Source organism: Thermostichus sp. MS-CIW-25, assembly GCF_054060015.1.
This window is the reverse complement of record NZ_JBSSCS010000005.1, coordinates 25,657-45,277: the sequence shown is the minus strand read 5'-3', so window position 1 is coordinate 45,277 and position 19,621 is coordinate 25,657. Positions and strand designations below refer to the sequence as shown.

At 58.8% G+C, this 19,621-nt stretch carries 23 protein-coding genes; 14 read left to right on the top strand and 9 right to left on the bottom strand.

The features are described 5' to 3' along the window. Nucleotides 1–31 precede the first annotated feature (31 nt). Nucleotides 32–1,249: a radical SAM family heme chaperone HemW gene (gene hemW / locus ACVWZ1_RS03295; RefSeq protein ID WP_457502513.1), complete on the top strand. Its 1,218-nt coding sequence runs from the start codon at nt 32–34 to the stop codon at nt 1,247–1,249. Nucleotides 1,250–1,436: 187 nt separating this feature from the next. On the opposite strand, the gene ACVWZ1_RS03290 is transcribed toward hemW, so the two are convergent. Then, the gene (locus ACVWZ1_RS03290; protein ID WP_011432526.1) at nt 1,437–1,928 is read right to left on the bottom strand and encodes a YajQ family cyclic di-GMP-binding protein; all 492 of its coding nucleotides are present in this window, start codon (nt 1,926–1,928) and stop codon (nt 1,437–1,439) included. Nucleotides 1,929–2,045: 117 nt separating this feature from the next. On the opposite strand from ACVWZ1_RS03290, the gene ACVWZ1_RS03285 reads away from it, so the two are divergent. Beyond that, a complete protein-coding gene (locus ACVWZ1_RS03285; RefSeq protein WP_414388524.1) occupies nt 2,046–2,882 on the top strand; it encodes an SDR family oxidoreductase in 837 nt (278 codons plus the stop codon). 140 nt (nt 2,883–3,022) lie between these two features. Continuing rightward, nucleotides 3,023–3,376: an FHA domain-containing protein gene (locus tag ACVWZ1_RS03280; protein ID WP_457502512.1), complete on the top strand. Its 354-nt coding sequence runs from the start codon at nt 3,023–3,025 to the stop codon at nt 3,374–3,376. On the opposite strand, the gene ACVWZ1_RS03275 is transcribed toward ACVWZ1_RS03280, so the two are convergent. Next, entirely contained in the window at nt 3,363–4,631 is a 1,269-nt protein-coding gene (locus tag ACVWZ1_RS03275; RefSeq protein WP_457502511.1) for a lipopolysaccharide biosynthesis protein, read from the bottom strand. The genes ACVWZ1_RS03280 and ACVWZ1_RS03275 overlap by 14 nt on opposite strands. A gap of 125 nt (nt 4,632–4,756) precedes the next feature. On the opposite strand from ACVWZ1_RS03275, the gene mrdA reads away from it, so the two are divergent. The 5 genes from mrdA (at nt 4,757) to ACVWZ1_RS03250 (ending at nt 10,321) form a co-directional block, all read left to right on the top strand. Beyond that, nucleotides 4,757–6,658 (top strand): penicillin-binding protein 2, encoded by a 1,902-nt coding sequence (gene mrdA, locus ACVWZ1_RS03270; protein WP_457502510.1) that lies wholly within the window; start codon nt 4,757–4,759, stop codon nt 6,656–6,658. A gap of 315 nt (nt 6,659–6,973) precedes the next feature. Beyond that, nucleotides 6,974–7,279: an HU family DNA-binding protein gene (locus ACVWZ1_RS03265; protein ID WP_414352206.1), complete on the top strand. Its 306-nt coding sequence runs from the start codon at nt 6,974–6,976 to the stop codon at nt 7,277–7,279. A 59-nt stretch (nt 7,280–7,338) separates the two neighbouring features. Continuing rightward, nucleotides 7,339–8,472, top strand: a complete 1,134-nt coding sequence (gene cobD, locus ACVWZ1_RS03260) for a threonine-phosphate decarboxylase CobD (protein WP_457502509.1) — start codon at nt 7,339–7,341, stop codon at nt 8,470–8,472. 25 nt (nt 8,473–8,497) lie between these two features. Then, nucleotides 8,498–9,157, top strand: coding sequence for a hypothetical protein (locus tag ACVWZ1_RS03255; RefSeq protein ID WP_414373293.1), 660 nt, complete (start codon nt 8,498–8,500; stop codon nt 9,155–9,157). A 162-nt stretch (nt 9,158–9,319) separates the two neighbouring features. Next, on the top strand, nt 9,320–10,321 hold the full coding sequence (locus ACVWZ1_RS03250; protein ID WP_457502508.1) for a hypothetical protein: 1,002 nt from the start codon (nt 9,320–9,322) through the stop codon (nt 10,319–10,321). Between the two features lie 9 nt (nt 10,322–10,330). Here the strand turns inward: ACVWZ1_RS03250 and ACVWZ1_RS03245 are convergent, their stop codons facing one another. Both ACVWZ1_RS03245 and purN read right to left on the bottom strand, forming a co-directional pair. Next, nucleotides 10,331–11,134, bottom strand: a complete 804-nt coding sequence (locus tag ACVWZ1_RS03245) for a PIN domain-containing protein (protein WP_457502507.1) — start codon at nt 11,132–11,134, stop codon at nt 10,331–10,333. Between the two features lie 26 nt (nt 11,135–11,160). Beyond that, a complete protein-coding gene (gene purN, locus ACVWZ1_RS03240; RefSeq protein WP_457384876.1) occupies nt 11,161–11,823 on the bottom strand; it encodes a phosphoribosylglycinamide formyltransferase in 663 nt (220 codons plus the stop codon). Between the two features lie 97 nt (nt 11,824–11,920). Here purN and ACVWZ1_RS03235 point away from each other — a divergent pair, with 97 nt between their 5' ends. The 5 genes from ACVWZ1_RS03235 (at nt 11,921) to ACVWZ1_RS03215 (ending at nt 14,749) form a co-directional block, all read left to right on the top strand. Then, entirely contained in the window at nt 11,921–12,142 is a 222-nt protein-coding gene (locus ACVWZ1_RS03235; RefSeq protein ID WP_457502506.1) for a hypothetical protein, read from the top strand. A gap of 48 nt (nt 12,143–12,190) precedes the next feature. Beyond that, nucleotides 12,191–12,688: a hypothetical protein gene (locus tag ACVWZ1_RS03230; RefSeq protein ID WP_457502505.1), complete on the top strand. Its 498-nt coding sequence runs from the start codon at nt 12,191–12,193 to the stop codon at nt 12,686–12,688. A gap of 17 nt (nt 12,689–12,705) precedes the next feature. Beyond that, entirely contained in the window at nt 12,706–13,284 is a 579-nt protein-coding gene (aat, locus tag ACVWZ1_RS03225; protein WP_457502540.1) for a leucyl/phenylalanyl-tRNA--protein transferase, read from the top strand. Between the two features lie 320 nt (nt 13,285–13,604). Continuing rightward, nucleotides 13,605–14,105 carry a low molecular weight protein-tyrosine-phosphatase gene (locus ACVWZ1_RS03220; RefSeq protein ID WP_414398925.1) on the top strand — a complete coding sequence of 167 codons (501 nt, stop codon included), beginning with the start codon at nt 13,605–13,607 and terminating at the stop codon, nt 14,103–14,105. 77 nt (nt 14,106–14,182) lie between these two features. Beyond that, nucleotides 14,183–14,749, top strand: coding sequence for a DUF5684 domain-containing protein (locus ACVWZ1_RS03215; RefSeq protein ID WP_457502504.1), 567 nt, complete (start codon nt 14,183–14,185; stop codon nt 14,747–14,749). A gap of 44 nt (nt 14,750–14,793) precedes the next feature. On the opposite strand, the gene nuoK is transcribed toward ACVWZ1_RS03215, so the two are convergent. The 5 genes from nuoK to ACVWZ1_RS03190 all read right to left on the bottom strand — a co-directional run bounded on the left by nuoK (nt 14,794) and on the right by ACVWZ1_RS03190 (nt 18,616). Then, nucleotides 14,794–15,099 carry an NADH-quinone oxidoreductase subunit NuoK gene (gene nuoK / locus ACVWZ1_RS03210; RefSeq protein ID WP_457502539.1) on the bottom strand — a complete coding sequence of 102 codons (306 nt, stop codon included), beginning with the start codon at nt 15,097–15,099 and terminating at the stop codon, nt 14,794–14,796. A gap of 80 nt (nt 15,100–15,179) precedes the next feature. Continuing rightward, nucleotides 15,180–15,788, bottom strand: a complete 609-nt coding sequence (locus ACVWZ1_RS03205) for an NADH-quinone oxidoreductase subunit J (protein ID WP_457502503.1) — start codon at nt 15,786–15,788, stop codon at nt 15,180–15,182. Between the two features lie 119 nt (nt 15,789–15,907). Then, nucleotides 15,908–17,257, bottom strand: coding sequence for a TPM domain-containing protein (locus ACVWZ1_RS03200; protein ID WP_457502502.1), 1,350 nt, complete (start codon nt 17,255–17,257; stop codon nt 15,908–15,910). A gap of 145 nt (nt 17,258–17,402) precedes the next feature. Continuing rightward, on the bottom strand, nt 17,403–18,101 hold the full coding sequence (locus ACVWZ1_RS03195; protein ID WP_457502501.1) for a lipoyl protein ligase domain-containing protein: 699 nt from the start codon (nt 18,099–18,101) through the stop codon (nt 17,403–17,405). Nucleotides 18,102–18,151: 50 nt separating this feature from the next. Further along, complete coding sequence (locus ACVWZ1_RS03190) at nt 18,152–18,616, bottom strand: YbjN domain-containing protein (RefSeq protein WP_414328810.1); 465 nt, start codon at nt 18,614–18,616, stop codon at nt 18,152–18,154. A gap of 220 nt (nt 18,617–18,836) precedes the next feature. Here ACVWZ1_RS03190 and ACVWZ1_RS03185 point away from each other — a divergent pair, with 220 nt between their 5' ends. Further along, nucleotides 18,837–19,592: a 5'-methylthioadenosine/adenosylhomocysteine nucleosidase gene (locus ACVWZ1_RS03185; protein WP_457502500.1), complete on the top strand. Its 756-nt coding sequence runs from the start codon at nt 18,837–18,839 to the stop codon at nt 19,590–19,592. Nucleotides 19,593–19,621 lie beyond the last annotated feature (29 nt).

Below are 19,621 nucleotides of genomic sequence, written 5' to 3'. Positions count from 1 at the left end.
TATAGTGGTTCTATCCCGTTTGAGCTGACCCATGGCTGTGGCAACGGCTTTGCACAATCCCACTCCGACCGATACTGCTCTGCAACCCTGTCGCGACCAGGTTGATTGGCCTGAAGCAGCTTACCTGCACATCCCTTTTTGTCGGCAGCGCTGCCACTACTGTGATTTTGCCACGGGCTTGGGCACCCGAGAGTTGATAGAAACTTACGTGCAAATGCTCTGCCGAGAGATCGGCAGCTCCTACCGCTACCGCCATCTGGCCGGGGATCCCAGACCGTTGACCAGCATTTTTTTCGGGGGTGGCACCCCTTCTCTGCTGACGGTGGAGCAAGTGGGGCGGATCTTGACTCAATTGAGGGAGAGGATCCCGTTTCATCCCGACTGCGAGATTTCTCTGGAGGCCAACCCCGGCACCCTGACGCGGGAGCAGTTGGCGGGCTACCGGGAGCTGGGGGTCAACCGCATCAGCCTAGGGGTACAGGCATTTCAGCCAGAGCTGCTGGCCGCTTGTGGTCGCCTGCATGGAGTGGAGGAAGTTTACGAAGCCGTGGCCGACTTGCAGGCGGCGGGCTTTGAGAATTTCAACCTGGATTTGATCTTTGGGCTGCCCTACCAGACTTTGGAACACTGGCAGCAGTCTCTACGAGCTGTTCTTGAGATTAACCCCACCCATGTCTCCGTCTATGATCTGACGATTGAGCCGGGAACCCGATTTGGCCGGATGTACCGACCGGGAGATGCGCCTTTGCCCACCGAGGAAACCACAGTTGCCATGTACCTAATGGCGCGGGAGCTGCTCACCGAAGCGGGCTACATCCACTACGAAATCTCCAATTTTGCCCGCCCCGGCTACGCCTGTCGCCACAACCGAGTGTACTGGGAAAATCGCCCTTACTTTGGCTTTGGCATGGGATCCGTCGGCTACGAGGGGGGACGGCGCATTCAGCAGCCCAAAACCCTTTACCACTACTTCGAGCAGGTGAAAGTCGGAGTCCACCCTCTCCCTCCTGAAGCATCCCCAGAGGAAGTTTGGATGGATACTTTGATGTTGGGGCTGCGTTTACAGGAAGGTCTGGATTTGGGCCATTTGCAAGAGCGTTTTGGCCACCCAAAGGTCGAGCAAGCTTTGGAGAAGCTGGATCCCTATTTTGAGAAGGGATGGGCCAGTTGTGAGGCAGGCCGGCTACGGCTGATTCCGCCCGATGGCTGGCTATTTTCCAATGAGATTCTCAGAGACTTGCTGGCTTGATTCCGACGGTTACTTTCACAAGATTTCTCACCAGAGCCCCCTATCCCAATTGGCCGAAAACTCAAGCTTTGAGGAGCGTAGGCCATCACCATTTCCAGCAGCCATTAAACCCAACATTTCACAGATCCTGAGATCTCTAATCTTGCAAGAGAGGTTGAGGGGAAAGATACGGAAGCCCAGAGGATCCCTATCGATAGTTGACAAATTGCAGCGCCACCGGGTAGTCCTGCTGCCTAAGCATTTGAATGACCGCCTGTAGCTCGTCTTTATCCTTGCCGGAAACGCGCACCAGATCCCCTTGAATGGCAGGCTGCACTTTCTTAAAGTTGTCGCGGATTTGCTTGGCAATCTGTTTGGCCAGTGTGGCATCAATGCCCTTTTTCAGGTGAACCACCTGGCGCACTCGGTTGCCGCCGGCGCTCTCTGGGGGTTGGAAGTCGAAGATCTTCAGGGATAGACCCCGCTTGGCCGCTTTGGTAAGAAGCAGATCCCGAATGGAGTTGAGGGCCATGTCGTTGGCGGTGGTGATGGTCAGGGATCCCTCCTCCAGCTCAATTTCCGTCTGAGTATCCTTGAGGTCGTAGCGCTGTTTGATCTCCCGCCGGGCTTGATCTACAGCGTTCACCAGTTCCTGCCGATCGAAATCGCTGACGATGTCAAATGAGTAGGTAGAGGCCATAAACCTTATCTTCGCTATCGTTCAGTATCTTAAGCCCTCAGCCAAGCAGGGATCCCTAACTCTCGGAGAAGCTACAACAGGTAGAGGGATCCCAGTCCAGATTTGCGGAGAAGCAGGATGGCCGATGTTGTTTTAATTACAGGCGCCTCTGAAGGCATCGGCAGAGCTACTGCCTTTACCTTTGCCCGTGGGGGTTACCGATTGGCGCTGGCTGCCCGCACTGCCGAAACCCTGAAGCAAACGGCCATCGACCTAGAGCAAAGCCTAAATGCCGAGGTCTTGGCCGTTCCCACCGATGTCACGCAGCCAGAACAGGTGCAAAACCTGGTGGAGAGAACCCTAGAACGCTATGGCCGCATCGACTGCCTGATCAACAACGCCGGCATCTGCATGAGTGGCCCTTTTTTGCAAACCACCCCGGAGCACTGGCAGGCTTTGATGGCGGTCAACTTTTGGGGCTACCTCCACACCATCCGAGCCGTGCTCCCCGACATGTTGAAGCGCAAAAAAGGTCAGATCATCAACGTGGGATCCATTGGCGGCAAAATGCCCCTGCCCCAGATGAGCGCCTATTGTGCCAGCAAGTACGCGGTCAGTGGGCTGACAGAAGCGCTGCGTCTGGAACTGCAACCCCAAGGGATCCAGGTGATCGGCGTCCATCCGGGCATCGTCAGCAGCAATTTCCTCAAGCGAGCCATTTTTCTGGATGAGGTGGGGCCAGCGTCCTCTCCCGACAGCCAAGCCCAAACCTCAGGTGGCAAAGCCCGTGAGCAAATGCAACAGGCGCTGGAGAGTTTTTGGGTCAGCCAGCCGGAAGAAGTTGCCGAAGCCATTTGGGATGCCGCTCGCCAGTCCAAGTCAGAGGTGGTGGTGGGCATGGCCCAATGGGCGGTAGGAGCTTACACCCTCTTCCCCGGATGGGTCGGCTCATTGCTCCAGAATGTTCCTCGCTAGCCCACTGGATCGGTCGAGAGTTCTGGGGCGCTGGATGAGCGATTCTGCAGACCCAGCGATAGCAGGAAGAAGGCTAAACTTCGGTATAGTTTGAGGTACGGTTAAACACTGGTATTGACAGCGGAAGTATGGTTGAATCTGTGCCTTCTCCTTCCGGTACCCACCAGCACATCTTGATCGTGGAAGACCGAGATGGCCGCCGTACCCAGGTGCTGGGATCCGCCAAATACTTCATCGGTCGGGACTTGGCGAACGACATCTGTCTCAACTCTCAGTATGCCTCCCGCTACCACGCCATGCTGCTGCGGATTCCCGCCGAGCGAGAGGGAGAATATTGCTACCGCATTTTGGATGGGGATCTGGAAGGTCGCCCCAGCACCAATGGCTTGTTGATCAACGGCCAGAAATTGACTACCCACCAGCTCAAGTCGGGGGATGTGATCACCTTTGGCCCCGATGCCAAAGCCACCTACAAAATTGTTAAGGCTCCCTAGGCCCAGATCTCTGCAGAGCGTGCAATCGCCCCCCAATCAACAGCAGCAAAGCCAGCACCAAGGCCATCTCCGACAGCAAGGTCGCTAGGGCCGCCCCCTGCCAACCCCACCTTGGGATCCAAACCGCATTCAAAAGCCCATTCAGCCCCAGAGCCATCAGTTGCAGACGGCTGCGGGGCTTTTGCAACCCTGCCCCGGTGAGCAGGTGAGACAGCAAAAGGTGGATCCCTTCCAGCAAAATGACCGGGCTGAGCCAGCGCAGGATGAGGGCCGTTTCCCGGTAAGCCGATCCCAGCACCCAAGGGATTCCGTAGGATCCCAGGGCCAGCCCCAGAGCAGCCAAACTGCCGTAGCCCACCACCCAAGGGGAAAGGTGACAGGCGTAGCGCCAGCCTTGCGGAAGGCCCTTCTGCCCTTGGCGGCACAGCTCGGCAAAATGGCTGGTGAGCAGGGCGATCATCGGCGTTTGCGAGAAGTTGATCACCCGATAGGCAGCGCTGTAAAGACCCCCCGCCGCTGCTGAGGCCAAACGGGGCAAGAGCAGCTTATCCAAATCGGTGAAGGTTTTCACCGCGGCCAGCCCCACCGCAAAGTCCCAGCCCGCTATCAGCCGTTCCCGCAGATCTCGCCAGCTCAGGGCCAAGGGGGGAGAAGGCTCGCTCCACCGCCCCATCCCCCTCGCGATCAGCAGCAGCACGACCAACACCATCAGGCCGTACAGAACAGCCCATTGCACCAGGGATCCCCAGCCCAAGGCCACCGCCAACAACACTGCCCCCAATCGCCCCAGCGCCATGCCCGTGTCGATGAGGGCTACCCCAGCAGCCTGCTCTCTCCCGATCAGGATCCCCCTGTACACCTCTGGCACCGCGATGAACAGCAGATCGCTCAAAAGCAATACCCCCACCACCGCTGCTGGCGTCCCGGCCAGCCAAACGCTCAAGAGGGGCCACAACACCAGCGCCATCCCCCCACAGCCCAATCCCGCCAACCATAAGCTGGGGCCAATCCCCTGGGTGCAAGTCGGGGATCCCTGCCGGCTGAGGCGCTGGATCAGCAGTTCCGATTGGCCCAAATAGCCAAACGGGGCGGCCAGGTTGCTGCAGGCCAAGATGGCAGAGAAAACCCCGAAGGCTTCCGGCCCCAACAGCCGCGCCAAGAGGATGAAATAGGCCCCGGACAACCCCAGGCGCAGGCCATTGCCCACCATCAGCCAGGCAGCCTGGCGCAGCCGTTGTTGTTCTGCTCTATCCACGCTGCCACTCCTGGACGAGGCTTGCCGCAGCCAGGGATACTGGATGGATGCTGAGACTGCCTGCCCGAGAGCGGGCATCTCCTCTCGATTTTGGGTGTATCGGTTGCAATTCTTCTGGCAATTTCATGGCCAAACTCTACCCCGTCAGCAACGCCGCGCGAAGCCCCCACACCTTGGCAGGACGGGATCCGCAAGCCCTGTTCTCCCCCCATTCCAGACCGCCTGCCCCCCGCCGGGTACTTCCCCCACCCCTGCCGGACGGCGGTAGCCCTCGCTGGCTGGGATCCGCATCGGCCAAAACGGTGGGGCAGGGCTATCGGGCCGTTGTCTTGCTCTTGCTGACCAGTCTGCTGCTGTTTGGAGGGCTGGGATCCCGTCTGGCCTACCTGCAGTTGGCGCGCACCCAGTATTACCGCCAGCTGGCCGATACCAACCGCATTCGCCTGTTGCCCCAGCCGCCAGAACGCGGACGCATTGTGGATCGCAACGGTGTATTGCTGGCGGGCAGCCGATTGTCCCACTCGGTCTTCCTCTGGCCTCTGGTGCAGTCGCGGCAGCGCTGGCAGGAGATGATCCCCAAGTTGGCAGACCACTTGAACATCGCCCCTGAGGAGATCGCCCAAAAGCTAGAACAGGCTGGATATCGTTCCCCGTTTCCCGTGCGCATCCTGCGCAACGCCAGCCCCCAGGTGGTCATTCAACTGGAGGAGATGAGCCGCGAGCTGCCGGGAGTGATGGTGGAGGCGGAGACGGTGCGGTTTTATCCCCACGGCGACTTGGCCGCTCATCTGCTGGGCTATACCGGCGAGATCTCGCAGGAACAACTGCGGGCGGATCCCAGCTATCGCCTGGGGGATATTGTCGGCCTGATGGGAGTGGAGGAATTGTTTGAGAGCCATCTGCGCGGCCAATGGGGAGGGCGACAGGTGGAGGTGGACGCTATGGGGGAAGTGCTGCGGGTGCTGGGAGAACAAGCGCCCCAACCGGGCAACACCCTGCAGCTCACTTTGGATGTGCGGCTGCAGCAGGCGGCAGAGCGAGCCCTCGGCCAGCAAAAAGGAGCGGTGATCGCCATGGATCCCAGCGATGGCTCGATCCTGGCCATGGCCAGCTATCCCACCTTTGATCCCAACCTCTTTTCCAGCCGCATCACCCAAGCCCAGTGGGAGAGCCTGCAGCAGCAGGATTTTCCCTTCCTCAACCGCGGCCTGCGGCCCTATCCCCCCGCCAGCACCTACAAAATCATCACCACCGCTGCCGGGATTGAGTCGGGAGCCTTTCCCCCGAATACGGTGCTGCAGACCGGCCCCTACATCCAGGTGGGAGGGTGGCGCTTTTGGGACTGGAACCGGGCCGGCTTCGGGCGGCTGAACTACCGGCAGGCGATGGCCTACAGCAGCGACACCTTTTTCTACCAAATCGCCCTCGGCACCAAGGCTGCCCCCTTGCAAGAATGGTCGCGCCGCTTTGGGTTGGGACAACTGACCGGGATTGGCCTCAAAGGGGAGGCTGCTGGCCTGGTGCCGGATGCTGAGTGGAAGCAGCGCCACTGGCGCGAGCCCTGGTATGTGGGCGACACGGTCAACATGTCCATCGGCCAGGGATTTATTACCGCTACGCCGCTGCAAATGGCGGTGGTAACGGCGGCAGTGGCCAATGGGGGCTGGCGGGTGCGCCCCTTGCTCTCGCACCAGGTGATCCCGGAAAGCCCTGTGCCGCTGCGCCAAAAGGTAGGTCTTTCCCCTGCCACCCTGGAGATCCTGCAGCAGGGGCTGCGAGATGTCGTGGTTTACGGCACTGGCGGCAACGCCAACCTGGGGCCAGGATTTCCCCCAACGGCTGGTAAAACCGGCACCGCAGAGGATCCGCCGCGGCGATCCCACGCTTGGTATGTTGGCTATGCTCCCTACGACCGGCCCGAATTGGTGGTCGTGGTCTTTCTGGAAAACAGCGGCGGTGGCGGTGGATCACGGGCCGCTCCCATCTTTCGAGAGGTGATGCGGGCCTACTTCCGACCCGAGTCGTGAGCCCTAGCTTTCTGTCGGATCCGAGCCAACTGGGTATATGCAGTCTCTTGTCTCCCAGAAAATTGCGTTAAGATCCCCTAAAACCCCTTGCCCAGCAGGCTTCTGCCCTAACTTAGCTGTAGAATATGTCAGTGATTTGGAGCTCAACTGCCACAATCCTGCCATTCGCGCCAGTGGCGCCTTGGCGCATTGCAGGGCAAGCCCCGCTCCCACACACTGAGAACACTCTGGGCCGTGGCCGCTCTGCAACGCCTGAGCGAATCCGCGATCCAGGGAACGCTCTAACTTTATTGCCTAACTCAAAAGGAGATCAGGATGAACAAGGCAGAACTTGTTGATGCCGTCGCTCATCGCGCCAATGTAACCAAAAAAGAAGCGGAGGCTGTCATTTCCGCCGCACTGGAGATCATTGTCGAAGAGGTCGCATCCCGCGATGAAAACGGTGAACCCAAGGGGAAGGTGACCCTGGTGGGCTTCGGCTCCTTTGAGGCTCGCAAGCGCAAAGAGCGGGAAGGTCGCAACCCGAAAACCAACCAAAAAATGGTGATCCCAGAGAGCATCGTCCCCACTTTTAGGGTGGGCAAGTCATTCCGCGAAGCAGTAGCAGGGGGGAAATCTTAATTTCGCCGGGTTGGGACAAGGACTCCGTCCCGCTGACGCGAACGGCTGCGGGGTAAGGCGTGGAGCAGCCTCGACATGGTGGCAATTGGGCTTGGGGAGCAGCAATCGCTGGCTGCTCTCCCCAGGAGATTCTGGATTTTTCGGCCAGCTTGAATCCGCTGGGCCCACCGGAATCGGTCTTGCAAGCTCTGACTCAGGCGCTGTCTGCAGCAGACCCGGTTGTAATCAGCCGCTACCCGGATCCCGACTATCGGGACTTGCGCATCTGTTTGGCCAACCATTGGGCCGTCGATCCTGAGTGGATCTTTGTGGGCAATGGGGCAGCGGAGTTGCTCACCTGGGCAGCCCGGGATGCGCAAGGGCGGGAGGTATGGCTGCCCCAGCCTGCTTTTGGGGATTATGCGCGGGCTCTGCGGGCAGCAGGAGCGACCATCAAGCCGCTGCCTTTTTTCCCCGGCCAGGGATCCGCCGGTTTTACCCTTCTGCAGGAACCCCTTCCGGTGGCAGGCAAGGGGAGCCGAGTGCTCTGGCTGAACAACCCCCACAACCCGACGGGCCAGCTCATCCCGCAGCAAGACATCCTGCCTCTCCTGCCCCAGTTCAACCAGGTGGTGGTGGACGAGGCTTTTATGGACTTTTTGCCGGGGGAGCCCACCCTGAGCTCAAACTCCAGCTCGTCGGCAATGCCCCGCAGCCAAACTTTGATCCCCTACCTGGCGGCTCATCCCAACACCATCGTCATCCGTTCCCTCACCAAGTTTTTCACCCTGCCCGGCTTGCGCATTGGCTTTGCGGTGGGGCACCCGGATCACTGGCAGCGCTGGCGGCAGTGGCGGGATCCCTGGAGCGTCAACGGATTGGCGGGAGTGGCAGTGGCGGCAGCTTTGGCCGATGAGGACTTCCGCCGGCGCACCTTGGCCTGGCTACCCGTGGCCCGAGAGCATTTGTTCAGGGGTTTGCAAGCACTGCCCGGCTGGGATCCCTGGCCTGGTCAAGCCAATTTTGTGTTGGTGCGCTGCCCTGGCTCTGCCACGCAAATTCAGCGGGCGCTGCTGCAGCGGCACCGGATTCTGGTGCGGGATTGCCTGAGTTTTCCCGAGCTGGGAGATCGCTACCTGCGCATTGGCCTGCGCACCCTGCCGGAGCAGGAGCAGTTGTTATCCGCCTGCCGGGAGATCCTGGAGAATAGCTAGGGATTTTTCTGCGGGAGAAATTCTCATGCCCGAAGCTACCGCCTTTTGGCCGGAATGCAACGCCCCTATCGTGCGGGGGGTGGCCCATTACAGCGATCTGGAGTTGCTGCGGGCCTTTCAACGGCAGCCGGAGGTGGCCCGCTACTTCATCAGCCTGTTTTGCCGCTACTGCCAGTGGGTGGACGGGATCCTTGCCGAACATCTGCCGCCCGAGCAGTGGGCTGCCTATCGAGAGCAGGTTTGGTTGCGGCTTTACCTGCGCCTACAGCGCCTAGATGTCCACAGCCTTGTGGAAGAAGCGGCTGGCGAAGGGGATCCTGTGCTGCGACCCTGGCTGGCGGAGCAAACCCGTGAGCTGATCCAATCCTTGGATGGGATCCCCACCCACCCTCAAGCTTCTCACGGCCTCAACTCCACCAGAGGCGGGGCAAAGTCCTCTCTTTCACCGGCACTGGCCTGTTATTTGACCGCCGGTTTGGATACCCTGCCGGGAGATCTGCGCTTCATTCTGCTGCTGCGGGATCGGTTTGGCTGGTCACCGGTTCGCATTGCCGACCAACTCAAGGCTGACGGATATTACCTCGCCCCAGAAGACGTGGATGCCATCGTTGCCTCTGCCCGCCAGATCTTGCTTCAGAACCTGCCGGCAGACGTGCGTGCCCTCTATCTGGAGGCAAAGCCCTAGAAGACTGCCATAGCCCTGTGGCATGGTGATTTATGGCAGGGTATAGAGCGCTGGCAATCCTTGTTCCCAAGGTGGGTTCTCCTGTTAGGCTGTTTCCGGCTGTAACAGTGGATCGGCATTGTTTGCTCTCCGACTTTACATCAAGTTGAGTGTGGGCTGTCTATGAGTCCTTCTCCGCTTCCCCCAGACCCTACCCAACCCCTGTCTCCGGCACAGCAGTCCCATTCACATCAAGTTCCTCAACCTGCTCTTCAGGAGGCGCTGAGCCATCTGCATTTGGATGTGCTGAAAGAACTGGAGCGATTCCGCCTCTGGCAGCGTTTGCAGCGCATGGACTCTGTCCCGCCGCCGCGAGCAGGTCAGCTTGGGAATACCAGCTCTGTACAGCGCCCTTCACCTGTGCTCATTCAAGAGGTGGTGGAAGACTTGGAAGAGGAAGAGATGCCGCGGCCCTCCGGGGCCTTTTCGCCCCTCTGGGTCTTGCTGCTGTGGGTGCTTTCCTGCGCGGGGATTGGCTTTGGGGTGCGCTGGCTGATCTGGCCGGAAGAACTGTCCCTGCCCCAAAGTGCTGCCAGCAGGGCGGAAGAAGGGATCCCTGCCCAGGTGGATCTGGCCCAGTTGCCCTTGATCCCAGTGGAACCGGTGGAAGGGCAGGTGGGAGAGGAGTTCTATTTCGGTGGCTTGGATCCGGATCGGCTGGCGCTGGGCTTGGCGGCCACCCCAGACTGGAAGGACTTGCAGGTGGATCCCCTTCAAGACGTTCCCAACCTGCTGGATAGCCTGCAGACCGACTTGGCCTTGGCTTCCGAGGAATCTGCTCCCCCCAGGTCACAAACGGTGGAGCAGTTGGCGGCCAGCCTGGAGCGCCCATCCCAACCTTCACCGCCTACCTCTGTGGGATCCCTGAACGTGGTGCCCCTAAGCGAAAACAACATAGACTCCCTGGGGCCGAACCGCGGCGAGGGAACCTTCTTGGTGCTCACCACCTACTCAGGGGCAGAGAGCTTGGCACGTGCTCGAGAAGTTTCTGATGGGGCCTTTGTCAAAGATGTGAATGGCCAGAAGTTTGTGCAGTTGGCAGCATTTGAGCAACTGGAGTATGCCCGCTATCATGCGGAAACCCTGAAAAGCAAGGGCTTTAACGTTACAATTGCTGAGCAGTAGCTTTGAGGACTACAGATCCCGAATCCAAGGGATCCGAGAGAGAGGTAGCCGCTGCCAGATCCCTTCGCTTCCTTCCGGATCGAGCAAACGCCAGGCCAGCAACCCGGTTGCCGAGAGGAAAACCAGGGCCAGCAACACCGCAAGGGCATTCTGTAGGCTTTTCAAAAAGGGCCAGAGGCGGGCTGTGCTCGGCCCCACCTGAGCAGCTCCAGACCGCTGCCGCGCCTGGGCGGGGGGGTTCCCGGAAGCTGGAGAGGAACTCAAGGGACGGGCAGGTGGAGCGAGGGTAGAGGACGTCAACTGGGCGGCAGGAATGGGTGGCCCTGGTAACCGATTCAAAGCCATAACCACAGCCTGAGGGCGCTGCTGCTGACGCATCCACCGGTTCAGCTCTGCCAGAGAGATGGCACAGAGGTTGTTGAGACCCAGACCCTGAATTCGCCCCACCAAAGGCCGGTCGTTGCTGACCAAAACCACCAGCGTTCCCGGCTGCTGCTGGGCCAGGGCATAGGCGCATTCGGCAATCGCTTCTTCCAAACGTACCCTCATGGACTGATCGCCGGCACCAGCACCACCCACCAGGGCACGGGCTTCTGAGACGGCAAACCCTAGACTGGGCCAGTGGCGCAAAAACTCGCGGGCTGTCGATTCTTCTTGGGGATCAATAGCCTGCCGGCTCAGGCGTTCTAGCTCGGCCATCACTGCCTGCGGCAGCACACACACCCCAAATCGAGCCCACTCTTGCCATAGAGCCAGACGACCGGCCAGGATCACGGGGCTGTCGAAGACGAGGAGAGGCGGGATCTCGGCCATAGAACATGCCAGCGCTGGACTTAACCTCAATTGTGCAGCTTCCCCGAAGACTTGGGTAGCAGGGATCCCTCTGCCAGGCAGAGGCGGATGGCCAGTGGGTAGAGGCGGTGCTCCTGGGCCTGGATGCGCCGGTAAAGGGATTCCACAGTATCTTCGGGCAGAACCGGCACGGCTGCTTGGGCCACGATGGGGCCACTGTCCATTTCCAGGGTGACCCGATGAACGGTGCAGCCGGCGATTTTCACACCGCACTTCAGGGCTTGTTCAACAGCACGCAGGCCCTTGAAACTGGGCAGCAGGCTGGGATGCAGGTTCAAGACGCGATCCGGGTAGGCAGACAACAACACCTGGGTAACCAGGCGCATCCACCCGGCCATGATCACCCATTCCACGTGATGCTGCCAGAGCACTTGGAGGATAGCTGCATCCAGGTCTTCGCGACGGGGGTAGTCTCGGTGGTCGAGCAAAACGCAAGGGATCCCTCGCTTTTGGGCCCGCTGCCGCACGTAGGCTTTGGGGTTGTTGGTGATGACCACAGCAATCTGGGCCTGCAGTTCCCCAGCCTCAATGGCTTGAGCAATAGCCTCGAAATTGCTGCCATTGCCGGAAGCCAAAATGCCGAGGATCCCCGGTTGAGAGGGCGCTGGGATCCCGTCGGGATCCGGCCAGAGTAAGCTGGGCGAGTTCATGAGCGTTTGGTGGGAAAGTCTGCAGCCCCGCTATTTTAAACCCAGACAGCCTCCCCTCTGGTTCTGGCCAGGTTGATCCAGAGAGGGATCCAAAAACTTGACCGTCGCCGGCTTTGACAGGCGCACCCGCGCCATCGAGCGCTGCACGGATCAAGCCCAAGAGAAGCTGCGGGAGATGCCTCAAGAAATGCGGAAAATGCAGCAGGAGATCCGCGATCTCTCAAGCTCCTCCAAAAATAGGCCAAGTCGATCAAGTCGATCCCAGCAGTTGAGGCCGGATCTTATGGACTCCGTCCCACTGTGGCGAGCGGCCACCTGATCTAGAGTGGGTCTAGAGTGGGAAAGCATGGGCATTGGGTGTGAGAGCATGGCTCCTTTGCAAGGACGACGCCGGCGGTTTTGGATTTGCAGCATGGTAGTCATCCTGGCCGGGTTTATGGGATCCCTGCTGGCGGGATCAGCGCAGAACCTGGGAGCACAAGCGCAGCAGAGCCTGACTCAAGCCCAACTGGAGCAAGCTCAATATGTGCGCAGTTGTGGCAGTTGCCATGTGGCGTTGCCCGCCCAAGTGTTGCCCACTGAAACCTGGCGACGGCTGCTGCAGGATCCCAACCACTATGGCCAGCAGATCCAGCCCCTGAGCGGTGTGGCTTTACAACTGGCCTGGGGCTATTTGCGGCCCAACTCCCGGCCCCTGCGACAGGGGGAACAGGTGCCCTATCGCTTGGCAGATTCTCGCTATTTCCGTGCCCTGCATCTGCAAGTGGAGTTTCCCACTCCTGTGCGGGTGAGCGCCTGTGTGGATTGTCACCCCAGGGCCAATGGGGGGGATTTTGCCAGCCTCTCTGCAGAATGGCAATCTTGAGGAGCGCAACTGAGGCAATGCAGGTGGATCTGGCCACCATTCTGGCAGGCTATGCCCAAGGCTACTTCCTGATGGCCGACGAAAAGGCGGGATCCCTGGCTTGGTACGGCACCGACCGGCACGCGGTGATCCCCCTCGATGAGCGATTCCACTGCCCCCGTTCATTGCGGCCCTTGGTGCGCAGCAATCGCTTTCAGGTGCGGCTGAACTGTGCTTTTGAGCAGGTGGTAGAGGGCTGTGCCGCTCGTCCCCAAACCTGGATCAGCCCTGAGCTGAAGCAGATTTACGCAGCTCTGCGCCAGGCCGGCTTTGCCCACAGCTTTGAAACCTGGCAGGGAGAGACCTTGGCAGGCGGGATCCTGGGTATTGCCCTTGGGGCGGCATTTATCGGCGAGTCCATGTTCTACCGCATTCGCAACGGCTCGAAGGTGGCCCTGGTGAAGTTGGTGGAGCACTTGCGAGAGCGGGGCTTTCGCCTCTTCGACGCTCAGTTGATGAACCCGCATCTGGCCCGTTTCGGCGCCTTTCTCATGGATGGACAAGAGTACCTGAAGCTATTGCAGCAGTGCCTGGGGATCCCTTGTCGGTTCGATTAGACCTGTGATGCTCAAAGCGACAGGCTTCCCAATAGCTGCTGTTAGATCATTGCAGCGGCTCTTGGTGGGAAACTTGGTGGAAAATGAGGGAGGACTCCACTCTGCTGCTGTGAGCGAATACATCCCGTGGTGGGCCAGCACATGGGATCCGCTCTGTTCCCGTCAGTGGCAGATGAGACTGGCTCGCAAACACCGTTCGTTGCCGTCTGTGCTCTTCTGCGCTCAGAACGAAGAACTATTATGCTCAGACCAAAGAACCATTAGATTAGATGGGCATTGTTATAAGGTGAGAGGAGTTCTCTACTGCTGTTGAGATTGTCATGAGCCAAAAGCTTCTGTTCGTCTGTCTGGGCAACATCTGTCGTTCTCCCACCGCTGAAGGCATCACCAATCACCTTTTGCGCAGCAGCGGCCTTTCGGAAGCGATTCTCTGCGACTCAGCAGGTACGGCAGCCTATCACATCGGCAGCCCCCCAGATCGGCGCATGCAACAAGCAGCCCGATGCTATGGCCTAGAGCTACAAGGCAAGGCCCGCCAGATTCGACCTGCCGACCTGCGCGAGTTCGACCTGATCCTGGCCATGGATCGACAAAATTACCGCGACATTCTCAGCTTGGATCCCCAGGGAAAATATGCCGAGAAAGTGCGCCTGATGTGCAGCTATTGCCGCTCCCATTCTGATGAGGAAGTTCCGGATCCCTACTACGGGGGTGAGGCCGGATTCCATTATGTAATCGAGCTGCTCTGGGATGCCTGTAGCGGCTTGCTGGAATCCCTGGTTCCCGGGATCCAATGCCCGCCGTTGCCCCCCCGTGCTTGAGAGATTATTCGTCAGATCTGTATTCTTGATGAAACTTGATGAAACTTGACAGATAAGTCTGGACAACGGGATCCCTTTTGGCTAACTTTGTGGGTGGGATCAGAGTAGCTCCTGAACAGCTTTGGAAAGTTGGTTTTCTTGCGGTTTGGCCTTATAGCTGTATAGATTCGAGGGTTGTCTCTGACACCAAAGAGACGCTGGAGACAAGTGAGTTGACATTCGCAAATATCAAAAAAATATGTGGGAGGGTCACGATGGATGAGCTTTTACCAGGGCTGATTGCCGTTGCCCTTGCGGAAAAACACCTGCCGTTGGTAGCGGCTGTGGAGATTGGCCCGGATGATGCCATCGGGCTTTACGCCTTCTTTAGCTACACCTTAATGGTGATTGGAGAGAAGCTAAACGTGCCGAATGCTTGGTTAGCTTGGATCCCGATTGCTAACATCTGGGTGATGTGTCGAGCTGCTGGTAAACCCGGCTGGTGGGTGATCCTCTTCTTCATTCCCCTAGTCAACTTGATCTTCGGTATCTGGGTGATCTTTGCCATTCCACCCCGCCTGAATAAATCCCGCTGGCTGGGTCTGCTGGTTTTCCTGCCTGTTTTTGGAGCTTTGCTCTACTCAGGCATTCTGGCCTTCACTTGAATTAGCCAGCCTTGCCTTGATACAAACTAAACAATCGAAAAAGTCTACCACTTGAGCAAGTTAAAGCTCTCCATATCAATAGTGGCGCGATTGCGATAGATCCCCAACACGATGGCCAAGCCCACAGCAGCCTCGGCAGCCGCCACGGTGATGACAAACACCGAGAACACTTGGCCACGAATCAGAGCTGAATCGACAAAGTTGGAGAAAGCCATAAAGTTCAGATTCACCGCATTGAGCATCAGCTCAATCGACATCAGCACGCGAATCGCATTGCGGCTGACGATCAGGCCGTAGATGCCAATACAAAAAAGAACCGCTGCCACCACCAAGAAAAACTGCAGTTGCAACATCGCGATAGGCTCCAGTAGATACGCAATGAGAAGGGCACTGGGAAAACTCTGGATTTTGTGATCGAGAGCAGGTAGCTTCAACGGGTGCTCACCAGCTCTGCTTGCCGTTCCGACTCCGATTCCAGCTGGGGTCGGGCCCGCTCCAGCAAGCTCAGATCCCCTTCTCCGGCTTGGGGAAGAACAAACTCCCGCCGCGCCAAGACAATGGCCCCAATCAACGCCATCAGCAGCAAAACAGAAGCCAGCTCAAAAGGCAGAAGATAATCGCTGAAGAAGTGGCCGCCGATCACCAACACACTGCTCAAAGGTTGGATCGGCTGCAGCGGCCAAGGGGTGTTCAAAGCCATCGCGGCTAGAAGGGCAAACAGACCCAAACAGACCACCGCCGTCACTCCGTTGCGCAGCCAGCCCAGCTTCAGAGGAGCAAAGTTGTAGCGCCGATTCACCAACATGATGGCAAACAGGATCAACACATTAACCGCGCCGACGTAGATCAGAACTTGGGCTGCGGCCACAAAATCGGCATTCAAGAGGAGATACAACCCGGCCATGCTCAGGAAAACGCCCCCGAGCAGAAAACCGGAATAGACAATGCTGGGGGCCCAAACCACGCCTAGCGCGAAGCCAATGGCCATCGCCGATAGCACCACAAACGTAACCAGTTGTACGCCTTCTCCGAGGGTCATGAGAGATCCGTCCTTAGCCAGTTTCTATTGCTGCTCCCTTACCACTGTACTGTCCTGGCGGATTTAAGAGAAGCCCGACTCCTTTTTCAGATCGATAGAGAAATCTCTAGAGTTGGGTCTCACCAACTGCCGCCCGCCCCGCCACCTCCGCTGCTACCGCCACCGAAGTCTGAATCTCCACCTGAATCTCCACCGAAGTCTGAATCTGTGTCTGTGTCGCTGAGCTCGGGGATGACCACCTCTCGCTCGCTGCGGTACCCGCAGATAGGACAGCTCAGGATTTCCAGCTTCAAGCCGCTAGAGGAATAGGTGGCTTCCCTGAGAACCTGTGTGGTGAGGTCGAGGGTGAGGGCTTGGCACCGAGGGCAGTAAAGGTGTCGGGAGAGCGTGCCTTCGCGCACAACCACAGCTATTCCTTGACAGGTAGGACAAAACCAGCCGTAGTAGCGAGCTCTGCCGCGGCTCCTGGCCAGGCGATGCTCTTGGGGAAGGTACTTATCCAGAAGCTGGGGCTGGATGAGTCGCATGGGTCGACCACAGGCTTGACAGACCACCGGCTGAAAAGGGATCCCACGCTTCCGGCCCAAGGTGCCGTCAGTGGCCATAGCAGCCACAACCGGCAGAGCGAACCCCAGCCAGTTGCCGCTGGACAATCCTAGGAACACGCCAAGGCAGAGGGATCCCGAATAGAGGAAGAGACGAATGGGGTCGCTCTGAACCGAAGAGAGCACAGCACCTATTCTTGGATCTCTGCGTGTCAGGGAGAGGACTTGTCTTCCCCCTCGCTCAGCCCTTAGAGAGACGGGCATGCGAGAGCGCTGCCACCCCAGTCCCAAAATGATGATCCCCAGCAGCAGCAGGATCCCTTCCACCAGGGAAGAATCAATGCCCTGGGCCACTGCCCCAGAAGAAGTTGCAATCGTTGAGGTGGTAACTCCAGAAGCTGCCGCAGGAACATTTGCAACGGGCTGGCCCTGCAACACCGAGGTCAACTGCCGCACCCCCGCCAGAGTGCCGCCATCAAAATCCCCATTGCGAAACCGAGGCAGGATCTGCTGGTCGATAATCTGCTGGACTCGGCCGTCGGGGAGGATAGCGACCAGGCCCCTGCCCGTTTCGATTTCCACCCGCCGATCCCCTACCGAGATGAGAAACAAAACCCCGTTGTTTTGGCCTGCCTTGCCGATCCCCCAGTAGTTAAATAGCTGCGTGGTGAAGTCTTTTGGTGTTGCATATCCCTGAGTATTCGGCACGGTAACCACTGCCATCTCGGCACTGGTGCGCTGCTCAAGCTGAGTGATAAGACGGTTGAGCTCGTTTTCGGTGCTGCTGCTGAGGATGTTGGCGGTATCGGAAACCCACCCTCCATACTGACGGCGGGGGTTGGGCACTTGTTCAAGGGTAATGGCCCAAGCGGGCTGCGGCAGCAGGGATACAACTAGCAAAACTGCCGCCCAAACTTTCGGCATGGCTTACCTGGCTGAGCGCTGCCTAGGTTCTAGCACAGCTGTCTCGGCTAGACTGGCAGTCCTTTTCCCAGGGAGAGAGGGGAGTTAGGGAACGGTTGAGACAAGCCGCTTCTTGTTGCTAGTAATTGTTAACAGCAACCGGCCCTCAGTCCGGCCAAGGGAGCCAGGCTTCTTCTTGCCATTCCACTTCAAAGCACTCCCGGGCGGCCTGGAGAAAATGTTCGATCAAAGCAGGGATCCCTGGCGCCGTGGGGCAAATGTCGTAGATACCAATCACCTGCGAGCCGGGCAGATACCGTTCCCACAGCTCTAGATTGGGTTGCAATAGGAGGGATCCCTGTTGCAGGATCCCCCAAGGTTGCCACAGTTGGGCGTTGCCCATCAGCTTTTTGCCCTGCCAGCTCAAGTCAGCGCGGGTACGAGAGGCGAAGCAACTGGTCTTGTTGCGGTAGCCGGGATCTTGGTGGCCTTGGCCGCGAGCAAAAGCAGGCCCATCTATGGCAATACCCAGCTCCGCCAACCCCTGCACCCAAAAGCGGCAACAGAAGTCGTACACCCAGGCCCGCTGCAAACTGGGCAACCTGGCTTGCAAGTAAGAAAGGGGCAACACCAAGCTGTAGGTCAGCTCTGCTGCATCCTCAGCCGCCTGATGGAGCACCGCCCTTCCCCCCGTGGGTCGGCGCACAATCGGGATCCCTGGCAGGGGATCTGGCCAAACCTGGTGCCGTCCCAGCGAGAGGGTAAGCTGATCCCAGCCATAAAAGCGCAGGCAGGGGTGAGGGTCATGGCGCAGCCGCTGCAGAAGCCAGGCATCCTGCTCCATTTGCCGGGCCCCAGAGGCCACGCGGTAGGGGAGCCAGTATCCCTGGGATCCCATCCTGGCAAAGCCAGACCTTAAACTTTGGGGAACTCCGCCTGGAGGGGCTCATCATATTCATCGGCCAAGCTGGCCACAATGGTGATGGCCCGGGAAATTTCGCCCGCTGTGATCCCTTCCAAGGTGCGGTAGTGGTTCAGCACCACCTGGTTGTTCCAGATGCAAAAGCGCGCCTCTAGGGTGTCGCTCCAATTCTTCTCCAGGAGCTTCTGCATCAGCTTGGCCGGTTCTGCCACCGGCAGAGAGAGAACGGGAGACCATACCAAAAGAGTGTCTTCTGGGGATTCGCCGCTCAGATGGACGAACACTTCTGCCGTGCCGTAGGTGAATTTCCAGGTGTGTCCCTGCTCATGGTTTTCGTAGGCCGCATCCTCTTTGAGGCTGGAAACCACCGCCGAGACAACCTCAACGCAGCGAAGGGGCTCTGGAAAAACCTCTGGCGAAGGGTTAAAGGTGCTCATGAGCGGCTCACTGTAGACCATGGTCTTCCCCCTATTCCCTATCCAACCACCTCAACTATACCGCTATACCGCCTAAGACTCCGACCTATCCGGTCATCGCTTTGGGATCCTCAACTCAGGCGAGAATGAAACCGTTGGCAATGGTTCACTAAGTGGCCGGACAGGTGAGGGCAAGCGATCCCCCCGCCAACTGGAGAGAGAGCCTGTTCAAAAGTCTTTCGAAGAACCTGAGGGAAGCTCTATGGAATCTCCATCTCATCTCCCCCAGAAAGCCATTGGTATTCTTGGAGCCCTGCCCGAGGAAGTGGCCATGCTCACCGCAGAAATGGAAACCTGCTCCATCCATACCCATCTGGGGCGACAGTTCCACCAGGGATCCCTGGCGGGGCAACCGGTGGTGGTGGTACAAGGTGGGGTGGGCAAGGTGCGGGCGGCAACCACGGCGGCTCTGTTGGTGGCCCATTTCCCTTTGCAGGGGATCATTTTTACCGGTGTGGCCGGGGCCTTGGCCGATCACCTGCACATGGGAGATGTGGTGCTGGCCCATGCGGCGATTGAGCACGACTTTGGCACCGGACGACCCGAGGGCTTTGTCTTGGGGATCGACTTTATCCCAGAGCTGCGCCACCCACTGGCCGAGGCCGATAGCGCCCTCTACGACCTGATTGTGGCCCATCCCGAGCGGATCCCTCTCCACCCCCTACAAGGCCGGGATCCCGTCATTCATCAAGGCTTGGTGGCCACCGGCGATGTGTTTGTGGCCGACGCAGACCTACGCCGACAAATCCGAGAACGCACCGGCGCTTTGGTGGTGGAGATGGAAGGGGCAGCCGTGGTGCGAGTAGCGCAAGAAGCCGGGATCCCTTGTTTGCTGGTGCGCTCGGTTAGCGATGCAGGGGACGATACGGATTTCTTGAGCTTTTTTCAAACGGCGGCGCTCAACTCAGCCGCAGTTGTCCGCACCATCCTGCAAAGTCTGCCCCCGTCCTTGCCTTAGCCCGACTGTGGGGATCCGGGGATCCCCTT